At 74.1% G+C, this 15,673-nt stretch carries 13 protein-coding genes and 1 pseudogene; 8 read left to right on the top strand and 6 right to left on the bottom strand.

What is annotated here, in order from left to right; genetic code table 11:
• Positions 1–8: 8 nt before the first annotated feature.
• The 3 genes from ACIHAR_RS19445 to ACIHAR_RS19435 are packed head-to-tail and all read left to right on the top strand — an operon-like array spanning position 9 to position 2,256.
• Positions 9–767, top strand: coding sequence for a LamB/YcsF family protein (locus tag ACIHAR_RS19445; RefSeq protein WP_400020614.1), 759 nt, complete (start codon positions 9–11; stop codon positions 765–767).
• The gene (locus tag ACIHAR_RS19440; protein WP_400020612.1) at positions 764–1,390 is read left to right on the top strand and encodes an allophanate hydrolase subunit 1; all 627 of its coding nucleotides are present in this window, start codon (positions 764–766) and stop codon (positions 1,388–1,390) included. Before ACIHAR_RS19445 ends, ACIHAR_RS19440 begins: the two co-directional genes overlap by 4 nt.
• On the top strand, positions 1,387–2,256 hold the full coding sequence (locus ACIHAR_RS19435; RefSeq protein ID WP_400020610.1) for a biotin-dependent carboxyltransferase family protein: 870 nt from the start codon (positions 1,387–1,389) through the stop codon (positions 2,254–2,256). Before ACIHAR_RS19440 ends, ACIHAR_RS19435 begins: the two co-directional genes overlap by 4 nt.
• Before the next feature lie 385 nt (positions 2,257–2,641).
• Here ACIHAR_RS19435 and ACIHAR_RS19430 read toward each other — a convergent pair whose 3' ends face one another.
• The 5 genes and pseudogenes from ACIHAR_RS19430 to ACIHAR_RS19410 all read right to left on the bottom strand — a co-directional run bounded on the left by ACIHAR_RS19430 (position 2,642) and on the right by ACIHAR_RS19410 (position 8,822).
• Positions 2,642–3,502: an SGNH/GDSL hydrolase family protein gene (locus tag ACIHAR_RS19430; RefSeq protein ID WP_400020608.1), complete on the bottom strand. Its 861-nt coding sequence runs from the start codon at positions 3,500–3,502 to the stop codon at positions 2,642–2,644.
• 233 nt (positions 3,503–3,735) lie between these two features.
• Positions 3,736–4,902, bottom strand: a pseudogene (locus tag ACIHAR_RS19425) (glycosyltransferase); the annotation flags it as partial.
• Between the two features lie 485 nt (positions 4,903–5,387).
• Positions 5,388–6,515 carry a glycosyltransferase family 4 protein gene (locus ACIHAR_RS19420; protein WP_400020606.1) on the bottom strand — a complete coding sequence of 376 codons (1,128 nt, stop codon included), beginning with the start codon at positions 6,513–6,515 and terminating at the stop codon, positions 5,388–5,390.
• A 170-nt stretch (positions 6,516–6,685) separates the two neighbouring features.
• A complete protein-coding gene (locus ACIHAR_RS19415; protein WP_400020604.1) occupies positions 6,686–8,107 on the bottom strand; it encodes a HEAT repeat domain-containing protein in 1,422 nt (473 codons plus the stop codon).
• Between the two features lie 322 nt (positions 8,108–8,429).
• Positions 8,430–8,822, bottom strand: coding sequence for an ankyrin repeat domain-containing protein (locus ACIHAR_RS19410; RefSeq protein ID WP_365455237.1), 393 nt, complete (start codon positions 8,820–8,822; stop codon positions 8,430–8,432).
• A gap of 261 nt (positions 8,823–9,083) precedes the next feature.
• Between ACIHAR_RS19410 and ACIHAR_RS19405 the strand changes: the two genes are divergently transcribed.
• Together ACIHAR_RS19405 and ACIHAR_RS19400 are read left to right on the top strand one after the other, a co-directional pair.
• Entirely contained in the window at positions 9,084–9,278 is a 195-nt protein-coding gene (locus ACIHAR_RS19405; RefSeq protein ID WP_365455240.1) for a hypothetical protein, read from the top strand.
• 52 nt (positions 9,279–9,330) lie between these two features.
• Positions 9,331–10,902, top strand: a complete 1,572-nt coding sequence (locus tag ACIHAR_RS19400) for a hypothetical protein (protein ID WP_400020601.1) — start codon at positions 9,331–9,333, stop codon at positions 10,900–10,902.
• Positions 10,903–10,963: 61 nt separating this feature from the next.
• Here the strand turns inward: ACIHAR_RS19400 and ACIHAR_RS19395 are convergent, their stop codons facing one another.
• Positions 10,964–12,472 carry a PLP-dependent aminotransferase family protein gene (locus ACIHAR_RS19395; RefSeq protein WP_388752080.1) on the bottom strand — a complete coding sequence of 503 codons (1,509 nt, stop codon included), beginning with the start codon at positions 12,470–12,472 and terminating at the stop codon, positions 10,964–10,966.
• Between the two features lie 64 nt (positions 12,473–12,536).
• Between ACIHAR_RS19395 and ACIHAR_RS19390 the strand changes: the two genes are divergently transcribed.
• The 3 genes from ACIHAR_RS19390 (at position 12,537) to ACIHAR_RS19380 (ending at position 15,404) form a co-directional block, all read left to right on the top strand.
• Positions 12,537–13,223, top strand: a complete 687-nt coding sequence (locus ACIHAR_RS19390; protein ID WP_365455249.1) for a hypothetical protein — start codon at positions 12,537–12,539, stop codon at positions 13,221–13,223.
• The gene (locus tag ACIHAR_RS19385; protein ID WP_365455252.1) at positions 13,220–13,987 is read left to right on the top strand and encodes a glycerophosphodiester phosphodiesterase; all 768 of its coding nucleotides are present in this window, start codon (positions 13,220–13,222) and stop codon (positions 13,985–13,987) included. Before ACIHAR_RS19390 ends, ACIHAR_RS19385 begins: the two co-directional genes overlap by 4 nt.
• A gap of 70 nt (positions 13,988–14,057) precedes the next feature.
• Positions 14,058–15,404 carry an MFS transporter gene (locus tag ACIHAR_RS19380; RefSeq protein ID WP_400020598.1) on the top strand — a complete coding sequence of 449 codons (1,347 nt, stop codon included), beginning with the start codon at positions 14,058–14,060 and terminating at the stop codon, positions 15,402–15,404.
• Positions 15,405–15,673: the final 269 nt, after the last annotated feature.

The raw sequence follows: 15,673 nt of genomic DNA, 5'->3' as shown, positions 1-15,673 counted from the left end.
AAGGACCCATGACCGCGATCGATCTGAACGCCGACCTCGGCGAGGGCTTCGGCCGCTGGCAGCTGACCGACGACGAGCAGTTGCTGTCCGTCGTCACCAGCGCCAACGTGGCCTGCGGCTTCCACGCCGGGGACGCGGCCACCATGCGGCGGGTGTGCGAGCTGGCGGCCGAGCGGGGCGTGACGATCGGCGCGCAGGTCTCCTACCGCGACCTCGCCGGGTTCGGGCGGCGGGCGATGGACGTGCCGTCCGCCGAACTGGCCGCCGAGGTGGCGTACCAGATCGGCGCCCTGGAGGTCTTCGCGCGGGCGGCGGGCGCGCGCGTGGCGTACGTCAAGCCGCACGGCGCGCTCTACAACCGGGTCGTACGGGACGAGGAGCAGGCAGGCGCCGTGGTGGAGGGAGTCCTCCTCGCCGACGCCGCCCTGCCGGTGCTCGGGCTGCCCGGTTCGCGCCTGCTGGAGCTGGCCGGGAAGGCCGGGCTGCCGGCCGTGACCGAGGCGTTCGCGGACCGCGCGTACACCGACGAGGGCACGCTCGTCCCGCGCGCGCAGGCCGGTGCCGTCGTCACCGACCCGGACGCCGTCGTCGAGCGGTCGGTGGGTCTGGCCCGTTCCGGAGCCGTCACCTCCCACACGGGCGCACGCGTCGAGGTGCGCGCCCGTTCGCTCTGCCTGCACGGTGACACGCCCGGCGCGGTGGAGCTGGCCCGCCGGGTCCGCCGCCGGCTGGAGGAGTCGGGTGTGCGGGTGGAGGCCTTCGCATGAGGGTGCTGCCCGTCGGCGACGACGCCCTGCTCGTCGAGATGGACTCCGGCGAGGGGGTCCAGGCCCTGCACGCGGAGCTGATGAGACGTCGCGCGGAGGGCTCGCTGACCGTCCGGGAGATCGTCCCGGCGGCCCGTACGGTCCTCCTCGACGGCCTCCAAGACCCGGCCCGTTGGGTTTCCGAACTCACCGCCGCCGACATCCCGCCCGCTCCCCCGCGTACGGACGCGGTGATCGAGCTGCCGGTGCGCTACGACGGCCCCGACCTCGCGGACGTCGCCGTCCACTGGGGCGTTTCCGAGCGGGAGGTGGCCCGAATCCACGGGGCCACCGAGTTCCGCGTCGCCTTCTGCGGCTTCGCGCCCGGCTTCGGTTATCTCACGGGTCTGCCGCCGCGCTACGACGTCCCGCGCCGGGCGACTCCGCGCACGGCCGTCCCGGCCGGGTCGGTGGCGCTGGCCGGCCCCTACACGGGCGTGTACCCGCGCTCCTCACCGGGCGGCTGGCAGTTGATCGGCACGACGGACGCTGTGCTGTGGGACCACGCGCGCGTGCCGGCCGCGCTGCTCGCACCGGGTACGCGCGTGCGGTTCGTTCCGGCCTCGCCGGAGAGCGCCGCATGAGCGACCGTGCGCTCGCCGTCGTCCGCGCCGGGGCGCTCACCACCGTGCAGGACCGCGGCCGCCCCGGCCACGCCCACCTCGGCGTGCCCCGCTCCGGCGCCCTCGACGCCCCCGCGGCGGCGCTCGTGAACCGGCTGGTCGGCAACCCGGCCGACGCGGCCGTCCTGGAGACGACGCTCAACGGCTGCGCGGTACGCCCGCGTTCGACGGTCACCGTGGCCGTCGGCGGCGCACCGTGCCCGGTCACGGTCGACGGCCGGCCGGCCGCCTGGGGCGCGCCCGTGCGGGTGCCCGCGGGCGCGCTGCTGGACGTCGGACCGGCGGTCCGCGGGGTACGCAGCTACGTCGCCGTGGCCGGGGGCATCGCCGTCGAGCCCGTCCTGGGCAGCCGCTCCACGGACCTGCTGTCCGGGCTCGGCCCGGCGCCCCTGACGGACGGCACGGTGCTGCCGCTGGGGCGGGTCCCGGCCCCGCACGCGCGCGTGGACGTCGCCCCGCAGCCGGCGCCCCCGGCGGAGCTCCTCCTCCGGGTGACCCTGGGCCCTCGCGACGACTGGTTCACGCCGGAGGCGGTCCGTCTTTTCACCTCGCGCGCGTACCGCGTGTCGTCCGCGAGCAACCGCATCGGCCTGCGCACGGAGGGCCCGGCGCTGGAGCGGGTCCGTCCCGGCGAGCTCGCGAGCGAGGGCATGGTGCTGGGGGCGATCCAGGTTCCCCCCGACGGCAGGCCGGTCGTCTTCCTGGCCGACCATCCGACCACCGGGGGCTACCCGGTGATCGGGGTCGTCCGCGCGGCCGACCTCCCGTCCGCCGCACAGGCGGTGCCGGGAACGCCCATCCGTTTCACGGCCGTACGGCGACGGTGAAGTCCGCACGCCGCAGAAACACCGCCGCTGAAGCCGTACGCCGCAGAACGCCGCCGCTGAAGCCCGCACGCCACAGAACGCCGCCACTGAAGCCCGCACGCCACAGAACGCCGCCACTGAAGCCCGCACGCCACAGAACGCCGCCACTGAAGCCCGCACGCCACAGAACGCCGCCACTGACGTACGCCGATGTACGCGCCTCCTGGAGCCCGCGCGTTGAGGTACGCCGGCGCTGACGCCCGCACGCCGATGTACGCCTCCGCTGGAGCCGGCGCGGTGATGTTGAGCCGCCGCTGACGCCCACGTGCCGATTCCGGCGTCCCCACGCCGTCGCCGATGCCCTGTGGCGCCGTCGGCGACGCGCCGGACGCCGGGCGGGCCGGGTTCAGGCGGCGTCCGGCTGTCGTTCCGCCGCCGACAGCGCCGCCAGAGCGGCCGACACGGCGGCGGAGGCCCGCAGGTCGAGGCGGGCGCTCGTGCCGCGTGCACGGTGCCGCATCTCGTCGGCGGCCGGCGCGAGCAGTTGGGGCAGCAGGTCGGTGCACCGCCGGGCCACCCAGCCGGTGCCCGCCGTCGCCAGCCACCACAGGCCGACCGTCCTCGACGGTGCAGGGAACTCCGGCTCGGGCACGGGCGCGGCACCGGTGGCGACGCCCGCCTCGGCCAGCAGCGCGTGGCAGCGCACCGCCGGCTGCCGGTGTCCCCGCTCACCGGGATGCAGCCGGTCCACGTTCCACATCGCGCGGTCCGTCAGCCACGCGCCCTCGGACGCGTGCAGGTGGATCGCCCCGTAGCGGTCGGAGAGCGCGTGAGCGACTGTGTTGATCGCGCGCTGCCGTCGGGCGAGCGGCCGGGCGAGGGCGCCGGGCAGCCCCAGCATCCCGCCCGGTTCGGGCAGGCACGCCGTGAGCAGGACGGCGCGCTGCTCGGCGAAGGAGCCGTACACCGTGTCGAGGCGGGCGGCGACGGCGTGGATGTCGAAGGTGCAGCGCAGGGTGTCGTTGACGCCGACCACGACGGAGGCGATGTCGGGCCGCAGGGCGAGCCCGGCCGGGAGCTGCCGCTCCAGGACGTCCCGCGTCTGCGCCCCGCTGACCGCGAGGCTGGTGCATTCGCCCCGTTCCCCGGGCCGCCCCGAGAGTCCGCCGGCGAGCAGCGCGGCCCAGCCGCGCCACCCGTCGCCCACGGGATCCCCGACGCCCTCGGTGAGCGAGTCCCCGAGGGCCACGAACCGGACGGGTCTCATCCGAGCCCTCCGGACACGAAGGAACGGAGCGGCGGCGTGGCGTCGTGCTCGCCGGAACGGGACGGCACCGTCGCGTCGCCCACGGACGAAGGGGACGGGACCCTCCCCTCAGCCCCGCCAGGACGGAACGCCACCGTCCCCTCGCCCACGGACGAAAGGGACGGGACCCTCCCCTCACCCATGCCAGGACCGAACGCCACCGTCCCCTCACCCATGGACGAAAGGGACGGAACCATCCCCTCGCCCACGCCGGAGCGGGCGAGCACCGTCGCCTCGTGTGCCGCGAGGAACGCCTCCACCGCCGTCCCCCACCCGAAGCACTCCGCACGCGCGCGTGCCGCCTCCCGCCGCTGCACGGCAGGCTGCTCCAGGAGCGTCTCCACCGCGTCCGCGAAGGCCTCTCCGCTGTCGGCCGCGACGGCCCCCGCGGTCCCGATCACCTCGGGCAGCGCGGAGGACGCGCTCACCACCACTGGTGTCCCGCACGCCATGGCCTCGAGCGCGGCCAGCCCGAAGGTCTCCGCGGGCCCCGGCGCCAGGCACACGTCCGCGGACGCCTGGAGAGCGCCCAGCGCACCCCGGTCGGCCACATGACCCACGAAGGTGACTGGCAGCCCGCGCTCCCGCGCCCGCAGTTCGAGCCGGCCTCGCAGCGGTCCGTCCCCGGCGACGACCAGCACCGCGCGCCGACCGCGCCGCACCAGGGCCTCCAGAGCGTCCAGGGCCGTACCGGGCCGCTTCTCGACGGACAGCCGGGTGCACGTGACCAGCAGCGCCTCATCCGCGCGCGCGTGCCGGGCCCGCAGCTCCTCGTCCCGCAGTGCGGGGTGCCGTTCGACCAGGTCGACGCCGAGCGGCGCGCGCACCACATTGCGGACGCCGATCCGCACGAACTCCCGCTCGGCGAACTCGGTGGTGCACACCACGCGCGCGTAGGTGTGCGCCGTGCGGATGTTGAGTGCGTCGGCGGCCCGTCGCGCCGCTCCATCGGGCACGCCCCAGGTACGCAGCACGCCGTCGGCCGTCTCGTGGGAGACCATCACGGCGGGCACCCGGGCCCGTCGCGCCCACTTGCCGGTCCAGCGCAGCGTCGTGCGGTCGGAGACCTCCAGGCGGTCCGGCGCGAGCTCCTCCAGCAGGCGGGCCACGCGCCGCTTGTCGGTGAGGACGCGGTAGCCGCCGGTGCCGGGCAGCAGCATCCCGGGCAGGGTGATCACACGGCCCTGTTCGGTCTCACGGTCGCCCGTCCGCTCGCCGGGCACGATCAGCACGGGCTCGTGGCCGGCGGCGCGGTACCCCTTGCCCAGCTCGCGCAGCGCCGTGCGCAGCCCGCCCGAGGCGGGCGCGACGAAGTTGGCGAGCCGGACGATCCTCAGCGGCCCGCGCGCCCCGGCACGCATGCCCCCACCGGTCGGCAACCCGCCGCTCACGCCCCCGCCGGTCGGCGACCCGGCACGCATGCCCCCACCGGTCGGCAACCCGCCACTCACGCCCCCACCGGTCGGCGACCCGGCACTCACGCCCCCATCAGTCGGCAACCCAGCACGCATGCCCCCACCGGTCGGCAACCCGCCACTCACGCCCCCACCGGTCGGCGACCCGCCGCTTACGCCCCCACCGGTCGGCGACCCGCCACTCAGACCGTCCCGACCCGTCCTCGACCCGAAGCGCAAGCCGTCCACACCCATCCGCGCCCCGGCACTCAAGCCGCCACCAACCGGCGCCCCACCGCTCAAGCCGCCGCCCACCGGCAACCCGCCACTCAAGCCGCCACCAACCGGCAACCCGCCACTCGAGCCGCCACCAACCGGCGCCCCACCGCTCAAGCCGCCGCCCACCGGCAACCCACCGCTCGAGCCGTCCCCACCCATCCGCGCCCCGCCGCTCATGCCGCCACCACCAGGTGCCGCGCGGCGAGCACGTCCGTGTAGTGGCCGATCAGCTGGTCACCGACGGCGGCCCAGGTGCGCCCCTCCACCTTGGCGCGCCCGGCGGCGCCGTAGGCCGACCGCCGCCCGGGGTCGGCGACGAGGGACCGCACCGCGTCACGCACGGCGGCGGCGTCGCGCGGCGGGACGAGCAGGCCGGTGCGCCCGTGGGCGACGAGATCCAGTGGTCCGCCCGCGGCGGGTGCGACGACCGGAACGCCGCTGGCCATGGCCTCCTGCACGGTCTGGCAGAACGTCTCGAAGGGACCGGTGTGCACGAAGACGTCCAGCGAGGCGAAGAGGCGGGCGAGGTCGTCGCCGGTGCGCCGCCCCAGCAACACCGCGCCCGGCAGGGCCTCCGCCAGCTGGCCCTGGCTGGGCCCGTCCCCCACGACCACGACCCGCACTCCTTCCAGGCCGCACACCCCGGCCAGCAGCTCGACCTGCTTCTCGGGGGCGAGCCGGCCGACGTAGCCGACGATCGCCTCGCCGTTCGGCGCGAGTTCACGGCGCAGTGCCTCGTCGCGGTGGTCGGGGCGGAAGCGGACGGTGTCCACGCCCCGGGCCCACAGCTTGACCCGGGGGATCCCGTGCGTCTCGAGGTCGCGCAGGGCCGCGCTGGAGGGGGCGAGGGTGAGGTGGGCGGCGGCGTGGACGGACCGTATGCGCCGCCAGGCAGCGGCCTCGCCGACGCCCATGTAGGTGCGGGCGTAGCCGGCCAGGTCGGTCTGGTAGACGGCGACGGCGGGGATGCCCAGCCGGGCGGCGGCCGCCATGCCGCGGACGCCGAGGACGAAGGGGCTGGCCAGGTGGACCATGTCGGCCCGGTGGTCGGTGAGTGCGGCGGCGACGCGTCGGCTGGGGAGGGCGACGCGGACCTGGGGGTAGCCCGGGAGCGGTAGGGAGGGGACGCGGACGACGGGGCACGGTGCCTCGGCGTCGGACCCGGTGCCGGCCGCGGTGGCCGGCGCGACGACGAGCGGAAGGTGACCGCGATCTACGAGGTGCCGGGCGGTCTGGAGCGCGCAGTGGGCCACGCCGTTCACGTCGGGGGGAAAGGATTCGGTCACGATGACGACACGCATACCGGTGTTGTCGCCGTCCTGGACGTGGCCGCGTCAAAGTGGATCTGTCCGGACGACAAACGTCCCATGAGCGTTGCGCTGCACACCCGCGCAGGTCGGACAGTGTCCATGCCCGCCCGCCCCGAGGGTCATCCCCTGTTCACCCGGCGGGCACGGCTCGGCCTCGGTGATCACATGGCGGATGCCGCGTCCGGGCCGATCCGGCTGCGGACGGCCGTCTGGACCTCCGCCTCCTCGGCCGGGTCGGCGGCGAGCCGGCGCAGCCGTTCGACGACCCGGGTGTCGCCGGTCTCGGCGTGCCGGGCGGCGATCTCACGGGTGGCCTCCTCGCAGTCCCACAGGCATTCGACGGCGAAGCCGGTGCCGAAGGAGGGATCGGTGGCGGCCAGTGCGCGGGCGCAGCGCCCGCGCAGATGGGACGAGGCGGTCTCGCGGTAGATGTGGCGCAGGACGGGGGCCGCGCAGACGATGCCGAGGCGCCCGGCGCCGTCGACGAGGGTCCACAGCGTCGGCGCGTCGCAGCCCTCGCCGCGTACGGCTTCGCGCAGCGCGCCGAGGACCAGGTCGCTGTCCCGGGCGGCGCCCCGGGCGGCGAGCATGCGGCCGGCGGCGGCGCCGAGGGCGTCGGGCCGGTGCGCCCAGCCGCGGGCACGGTCGACGGCGGCGACGCTGCGCATGCGTTCGAATGCGTCCACGGCGGCCTCCACGACAGCCGTCGAGCCGGTGGCCACGGCGCCCTCGACCAGGTCGAGGGCCTCGGGATCGTTGCTGTCGGCCAGGTAGCGCAGGGCGGTGCACCGGGCTCCCTCGGTGCCGTCCTTCGCCGCCTGGACGATGACCGGCCGGTCCTCGGGCCCGGCCACGGCGGTGAGGCAGCGGGCGGCGGGGACGTGGAGTGCGGCGCCCCGTTCGACGCCCTGCTGGGCCCATTCGAACACGGCCTGCACGCTCCAGCCGGGGCGGGGGCCGGTGGGGCTCATCTGGCGCTGCCAGCGGTCGAAACAGCCGGCCTCATGGGCGGCACGCACGCGCGTGGCGATGTACTCGCGGGGATCGTCGGCCCACAACCGCCAGGGCCGTGGCTCGAAGGCGTCCCGCACGGCGGCGGCCAGCTCGGCCTCGCCCTCGGCGTCGGTCGCGAACCGCGCCAGCACGGGCGCCGCCAGGGCGCGCAGGCCCGCGTCGTCGTCGCGCAGCGCGAGTTCGTCCAGGGCCCAGGCCCAGTTGGACCCGGAGGCCGCGTACCTGCGCAGCAGCTCCAGGGCGTCCCGCCTGCCGTAGGAGGCGAGGTGGCCGAGGACGGCGAGGGCGAGGCCCGTGCGGGACTCCTCGGTGTCGAAGACGTCCTCGACGTCGAAGAGGTGCGCCTCGATCTCGTCCAGCTCGCCGTGGAGGTCGAGGTAGAGACGGGCGTAGTAGAGGGAGCGGTTCTCCACCTGCCAGTCGTGGCGGGGGTCGCGCAGCACACAGTGGTTCAGTGCCGCGAGGGCCTCGGGGCGGGGGGCGGTGAGCGCGTGCAGTGTGCCGTCGCCGCGGCCCCTCTGAAGCAGGCCGAGCAGCGTACCGCTGGGCGCTATGACCGGATCGAACATGGGAAACAGCCTCACATCAAGCGTCGACGCAACCGGGGACCACGCATTACCTGGCCGCGTGACAACACGTCGGAGCGCCCGCCGTCTCTTGCTTGTTGAAGACCATCTTCCTCTGCCTCTCGTCGGTGGCCCATGCGGACCGCATCACGGCCCGCGCGGTGCGGCACCTGCCCAGCCATCGCGTCCGTGAATCACGTCGTCATGATGACCCGGCAGCTCAGCCTGCCGCGACCGAAATTTCCGGCGGCCCCGTACCGCCTCCCCCGTGGTCGTCGATTTATCTGCTCAGGACCTTCGTTCTACCTGTACAGGACGGCCCGTGTCACTGCCCTTCGAACAGCTCGAGCAGCTCCTTGCGGTCGAACATACGCGCTGTGTCGACGGCCGAGGGGGTGCCCGCCGCCGGGTCGGCGCCGGCCTCCAGGAGGGCCTTGACGACCTCCGCCTCACCCTTGAAGGCGGCCCCGGCGAGCGGGGTCTGGCCTCGGTCGTTGATGCGGTCGGCCTCGGCGCCGCGGGCCAGGAGCGCCCGGACCGCGTCGGCGTGACCGTGGTAGGCGGCGAGCATCACGAGGGAGTCGCCGCGGTCGTTGGTGAGGTTGGCCGGAACGCCCGCGTCGACGTACGCCACGAGCGCCTCGGTCTGTCCCCGGCGGGCCAGATCGAAGATCTTGGTCGCCAGCTCCACGACCTCGGGGTCGGGGGCTTCGCTCATGGCGGGACCGCCTCTCGTTGCAGCCGTTCAGGTGAATCGCAAGGGTACTGGCTCGACGGGCACATGGCGGGACCCGTCGCAGGCAAAGATCACCACCAGACCCGTTCGACGCAACTTCCCTGCTCAGGCGGGCCTTCAGGGCCTCCGCCATCCGGGGGAAATCTACCGGATTTCACCCAGTTGCACCTTTAATCGTATGGATACATCCTGTGATCCTGGAAGTACTCATGGTGACTGTCCCCCCGAACCAGGAGAACTCACATGATCCTGTCCATGTCAGGCGTGGTCCTGCTCGGCATCATCGTCTTCCTCTTCTTCCGCAAGGACGGGCTGAAGGGCTCGCACGCCTGCATTTGCGCCCTGTTCGGCTTCTACCTGGCGAGTACGGCCATCGCCCCCAGCATCAAGGCCGGGGGCGAGAGCCTGGCGAGCCTCCTCGGCGGCATCAAGTTCTGACGCCGCCCGTCCCGCCGTCCGTCCCTCCGGTACGCACCTTCAGGAGACAGCAGTGGCCAGGCGCCCTCTCCCCCGCATCCTGAGCACAGGCAGCACACAGATCGCCCGGAGCCGGGAACTGGCCCGGACGGCGGCCGACAGCGCCACCGACATCCTCCACCCACTGATCACGATCACCCGCGGTCTGCGCCGGCTGGCCTCGGCCGGGCGGCGCAGGTGGGCAGAGACCCCCAAGGACAAACGCGGCCCGCTGCTGTTCCTGGCGGCCTCGGCGATCCTGGTCCTGGCGCTCGTTCCGTACGGCCCGCTGCTCGCCGTCATCACCCTGATGGCGGCGGCGGCCTGGCAGGGCCGGGACCGCATCCCACCGGCTCCCGAAGGCCCCGACGAGTCGCAGATCCAGCGACTCCAGGCGCTGTACGAGGCCCTGGTCCCCTACTTCTCGACCGAGGAGGACCCTTCTCCCCTGTACGCCCACGGCGGCGAGTGGGAGAAGGCCTTCCCGTCGTACGAGTTCGACGGCTCCGGCCGGATCGCGCACCTCGAGATCCGCTACCCGGCGTACTTCCCGGACGGCGAGGCCGAAGCACGCGCGCGGGTCGAGCACCTGCTGACGGCCAAGTCCGGCCGCGGCCGCGAATACCACTTCGGCTGGGACGAGGAGGGCAACACCCTCACCCTGACGGTCCTCGCCCCGCTCCCCACCGACATCTGCGCCCAGCGCTTCGTGACCGCGCCCGGCGAGACGGTGCTCGGCTTCACCGACCCCTCGCAGGTCCCGCGCACCCTCCCCCTCACCTTCGGCGCGGAGGAACGCGACGTCCCGCCGGTCGTCTGGCGCACCGGCGTCCGCTCCACCGAGCCGCACCTGATGGCGGTCGGCCAGCCCGGCAGCGGCACCTCGACCCTGCTGCGCTCCATCGCCCTCCAGGCCCTCCAGTACGGAGACATCCTCGTCGTCGACGGCGGCGGCACCGGCGAGTACGCCTGCCTGACCGGCCGGGACGGCGTCCTCGGCGTCGAGGTGGGACTGGCGGGCACGCTGGCCGGCCTGGAGTGGGCGGCGCAGGAGACCGAGCGACGGCTGATCGCCGCCAATCTCGCCCGCCAGGAGGGCCACCCACCGCCGGACGACACCAGGCGCCCCCTGTGGATCATCCTCGACCGCCCCACCGCGTTCACCCACCTCGCCGACGCGGAAGGCCGCAAGGACCCGCAGTCCTTCCTCCAGGTTCCCCTCCGGCACGGCCGCGCGGCCCGCGTGACGGTGGTCGTGGCGGAACAGTTCGACGCCCTGGACACCCTGAGCGAGGCCGTACGGCAGCACACGCGCGCGCGGGTCGTCCTCGGCCCGGCGTCGGCCGATCTGCTGGAAGCGGTCCTCGGCGCCCGTCCGCACACCGCTCCCGTCGACCATGTCCCACCGGGGCGCGGCTACGCACGGCTCGGCACCGGCCCGGTGCACCGCCTCCAGGTGCCGGCCACCCCGGACCCGTACGACGACGCCACCAGCGACACGCACCGGCAGGCCGTGCTGGATCTGCTGCCGCCGCGCACCACCCCGGCGGACGGCGAGACCCTGCCGGTGCCGTCCAAGGCCCTGGCCGCGGAGAGCAGTTCCTAACGAGCTGCCGGCGCGGACAAGGGCCGACGCGGGCGGGTGCCCCCCACACCCGCCCGCGTTCCTATGCGACGAACGTCCGCGGCCCCTCCGCGCCCACGGTCCCCCCGCTGCGCACGATCTGCGCCGCCGCGGCCAACCGCGCCGCCGCCTCCTCCGCGACCGCGCCCCCCACGGTGAACGGCAGCCGCACATACCCCTCGAAGGCGCCGTCGACGCCGAACCGCGGCCCCGAGGGCACCCGGACCCCGACCCGCTCCCCCGCCTCGGCGAGCCGCGACCCCGACAGGCCCCCGGCCCGCACCCACAGCGTCAGCCCGCCCTTCGGCACGGCGAACTCCCAGTCGGGCAGCTCCCGTCGCACCGCGGCGACCAGCGCGTCCCGGTTCTCCCGGGCCTGGTCGCGCCTCAGGGCCACGGCCTGCTCCCAACCGCCGGTGCTGAAGAGCCAGTTCACGGCCAGCTGCTCCAGCACCGGGGTGCCCAGGTCGGCGTACGCGCGCGCGGCGACCAGGCTGCGGATGACGTCCGGCGCGGCCCTGACCCAGCCGATGCGCATCCCGGCCCAGAAGGCCTTGCTGGCCGACCCGACGGTGATCACCGTCGATCCGGCGGGGTCGAAGCCGCAGACGGGCCGCGGCATCGCGGCGCCGGCGACGTCCTCGTCCAGCCACAGCTCGCTCATCGTCTCGTCCGCGACGAGCACGGTCCCGGCCGACCGGGCCGCCTCGACGAGACGGCGCCGCTGGTCCTCGTCGGCGAGCGCGCCGGTCGGGTTGTGGAAGTCGGCGACGACATAGGCGATCCGCGGCGCGGCCTCGCGCAGGACCTGGCGCCAGCGGTCCATGTCCCACCCGGCGAGGCCCTCCGCCATGGCGACCGGCACCAGCCGGGCGCCCGCCTCGCGCATCAACTGGAGGATGTTGGCGTAGGACGGCGATTCGACGGCGATGCGTTCCCCGCGCCCGCCGAAGAGGTGGCAGATGGCGTCGATCGCGCCCATCGCCCCCGTCGTCACCATGATCTGCTCGGGCATCGTCGGTATCCCGCGCGCGGTGTAGCGCTCGGCGATCATCGCGCGCAGCGCCGGCAGGCCCGCCGGATAGTCGCCGTGCGTGTGCGCGTACGGGGGCAGTTCCTCCAGCGCGCCCTGCACGGCGCGGGTGAGCCAGGGCTCGGGCGCGGGAAGGGCGGCGCAGCCCAGGTCGATCATCGAGCCGAGGGCCTCGGGCGGCAGGGGCTCCAGACCGCGCGCGGGGAGCGGGTTGCCCGCCGGGACGGCGGTCCAGCTGCCGGCGCCCCGACGCGACTCCAGGAAGCCCTCCGTGCGCAGCGCCTCGTACGCGGCGGCGACGGTCGTACGGCTCACGGACAGGGACAGCGCTAGCTCCCGCTCGGCGGGCAGCCGGGCGGCCACGGGGACGCGCCCTTCCAGGACCAGCAGCCGGATGCCGTCGGCGAGGGCGCGGTAGGCGGGCGGGCGGCGCGTGCCGGCGCCGGCCGGGCGGTCCTGCTGGGACGTGAGCAGCCGTGCCAGCTGCGCGGCCCCCACCGCGGAGGTCCACTGCGCCATGGTTACCAGTCCACCTTTCCGGAATTGGCCATGGATGACGTTTCCTTCCAAGCCACAGAGTGTCATGCATCAGTCCACTGCCACCACCGGGGGGAACCTCTTGTCCGCCAAGGGACATCTCGCACGACGGCTGCTGCAGCTGTACACGGGCCTCGCGCTCTACGGCGCAAGCTCGGCCCTGCTGGTCGAAGCGGGCCTGGGCCTGGAGCCCTGGAACGTGCTCCACCAGGGCCTGGCCCGGCTCACCGGCCTCACGATCGGCGTCGTGTCGATCGTCGTGGGCGCGGCGGTGCTGCTCCTGTGGATCCCGCTGCGCCAGCGCCCGGGCCTCGGCACGGTCTCCAACGTCTTCGTCGTCGGTATCGCGATGGACGGCACCCTCGCCCTGGTCCCCGAGGCCGACGCCCTGGCCGTACGCGTTCCCCTGCTGCTGGCCGGCATCGTCCTCAACGGCGTGGCGACGGGCCTCTACATAGCGGCCAGCTTCGGGCCGGGTCCGCGCGACGGGCTGATGACGGGGCTGCACCGGCGTACCGGCCGCTCGATCCGCCTGATGCGGACGGCCGTGGAGGTGGCGGTCGTGGTGACCGGTTTCGCGCTCGGCGGCACCATCGGCGTCGGCACGCTGCTGTACGCGGTGTCGATCGGTCCGCTCGCCCAGCTCTTCCTGCGGGTGTTCGCCCTTCCCCCGGCATCCGGCAGCACGGTCGTTGCCACCGGGTCACCGCGGGGAGCGATACTTCGTCCGTGAGCACCCTCATACGCCACCCGTACCTCGACCATCCGGGGCCCATCCCGTTCGCACACCGCGGCGGGGCCGCGGACGGTCTGGAGAACACCGTGGCGCAGTTCCGACGCGCGGTCGAGGCGGGCTACCGCTACATCGAGACGGACGTGCACGCCACGCGGGACGGCAGACTCGTCGCCTTCCACGACGCGACGCTGGACCGGGTGACCGACGGCGCGGGCCGCATCGCCGATCTGCCGTGGGCGGAGGTACGGCACGCGCGCGTGGGCGGCGAGGAGCCCGTCCCGCTGTTCGAGGAGCTCCTGGAAACCTTCCCCGAGGTGCGCTGGAACGTGGACGTCAAGGCCGAGTCCGCTCTGCACCCGCTGCTCAACCTGCTCGGGCGCGCGGGCGCCTGGGACCGGGTCTGCGTCGGCTCCTTCTCCGAGGCCCGCGTGACCCGCGCGCAGCGCCTGGCGGGGCCGCGCCTGGCGACGTCGTACGGCACCCGGGGCGTGCTCGGGCTGCGGCTGCGGTCCTGGGGTGTGCCCGCGGCGCTGCGCCGGTCGGCGGTCGCCGCGCAGGTGCCCGAGGCGCACGGCGGCGTCCAGGTCGTGGACCAGCGCTTCGTCCGCGCCGCCCACGCGCGCGGGTTGCAGGTGCACGTGTGGACGGTCAACGAACCGGATCGTGTGCACCGGCTTCTTGACCTGGGGGTCGATGGCATCATGACCGATCACATCGACATGTTGCGCAAGGTCATGGAGGAGCGGGGCGCCTGGGCCTGACCCCGGACCGCCCCCGCCGGCCCCTCCGCGGACCTCGCACGGCCACGGCAGCGGGGAAGCGAGGGCACGGGTGGGCACCGACACCGTGCGGACGGAGGCGTCCGACGACGCCGCGGGGCGGCGGCGCGAACAGCGCGGCTGGTACTTCTACGACTGGGCGTGCTCCGTCTATTCGACGAGCGTGCTCACCGTGTTCCTCGGGCCGTATCTGACATCGGTCGCCGAGGAGGCGGCGGACGCCGGCGGGTACGTGCATCCCCTGGGCATACCGGTCCGCGCGGGCTCCTTCTTCGCGTACTCGGTGTCCCTGTCGGTGATCGTGGCCGTGCTGGTGATGCCGCTGGTGGGTGCGGCGGCCGACCGCACGGGCCGCAAGAAGCCGCTCCTGGCAGCCGCCGCCTACGTCGGGGCCGCGGCCACGACGGGCATGTTCTTCCTCTCCGGGGACCGCTATCTGCTGGGCGGCGTGCTGCTCGTGGTCGCGAACGCGGCCCAGTCCGTGGCGATGATGCTCTACAACTCCTATCTGCCCCAGATCGCCCCGCCCGAGGAACGCGACGCGGTCTCCTCGCGCGGCTGGGCCTTCGGGTACGCGGCGGGCTCCCTGGTCCTGGTCGTCAACCTGGCGCTGTACCTCGCCCACGATTCCTTCGGGGTCTCCGAGTCGACGGCCGTGCGCATCTGTCTCGCCTCGGCCGGTCTGTGGTGGGGCGGCTTCGCCCTCGTCCCGCTGCTGAGGCTGCGCGACCGCCCGTCGGCCGCGCGCGAGGCGACCGCCCCCGGCCTGCGGCAACTCGCGGCGACGATCCGGGACATGCGCCGCCACCCCCTGACCCTCGCCTTCCTGCTGGCCTACCTCGTCTACAACGACGGCATCCAGACGGTCATCACCCAGGCCTCCGTCTACGGCTCCGAGGAACTCGGCCTCGGCCAGTCCACCCTCATCGGCGCCGTCCTGCTGGTCCAGCTGCTGGCCGTCGCGGGCGCGCTGACGATGGGACGACTGGCCCGCCGGTACGGCGCGAAGCGCACGATCCTCGGCTCGCTCGTGGCGTGGACGCTCACCCTCGCCGCCGGATACTTCCTGCCGGCCGGGGCGCCGGTGGGCTTCTTCGTGCTGGCCGCCGCGATCGGACTGGTGCTCGGCGGCAGCCAGGCCCTGTCCCGCTCCCTCTTCTCCCACCTCGTCCCGCCCGGCAAGGAGGCCGAGTACTTCTCCGCGTACGAGCTGAGCGACCGCGGGATGAGCTGGCTGGGCCCGCTGCTGTTCGGGCTCACGTACCAGCTGACCGGAAGTTATCGCGCCGCGATCATCTCCCTGGTGGCCTTCTTCGTCCTCGGGTTCCTGCTGCTCGCACGGGTTCCCCTGCGGCGGGCGATCGAGGCCGCGGGGAACCCGGTGCCCGAAAGGATTTAGCGCTCAAGGCGAAAGGGCGGTAGTGTACGCGTTTGGCCTGCCAGGCGTACCGTTACTGCGCGTCAAAGATGCCGAAACGCTGGGTGACATCTCCTTGCAGATGTGACAAACCGGGCGCCGGTGGGTACTGCACTGGTTGACAAGGCTGCGGCTACGACGGCGACGCATGACCCGGAACGGGACTCGGAACGGGAATCTTTACCGCCGACCGGACGTTGACCGGATGACGACGACAGCGACACCTGTCCTGTGGGCGACAAGCCCGGGAG

The organism is Streptomyces sp. NPDC052016 (assembly GCF_044548445.1).
Taxonomy (GTDB): Bacteria; Actinomycetota; Actinomycetes; order Streptomycetales; family Streptomycetaceae; genus Streptomyces.
The sequence above is the reverse complement of the archived record's forward strand: the minus strand, read 5'-3'. Positions and strand labels throughout refer to the sequence as shown.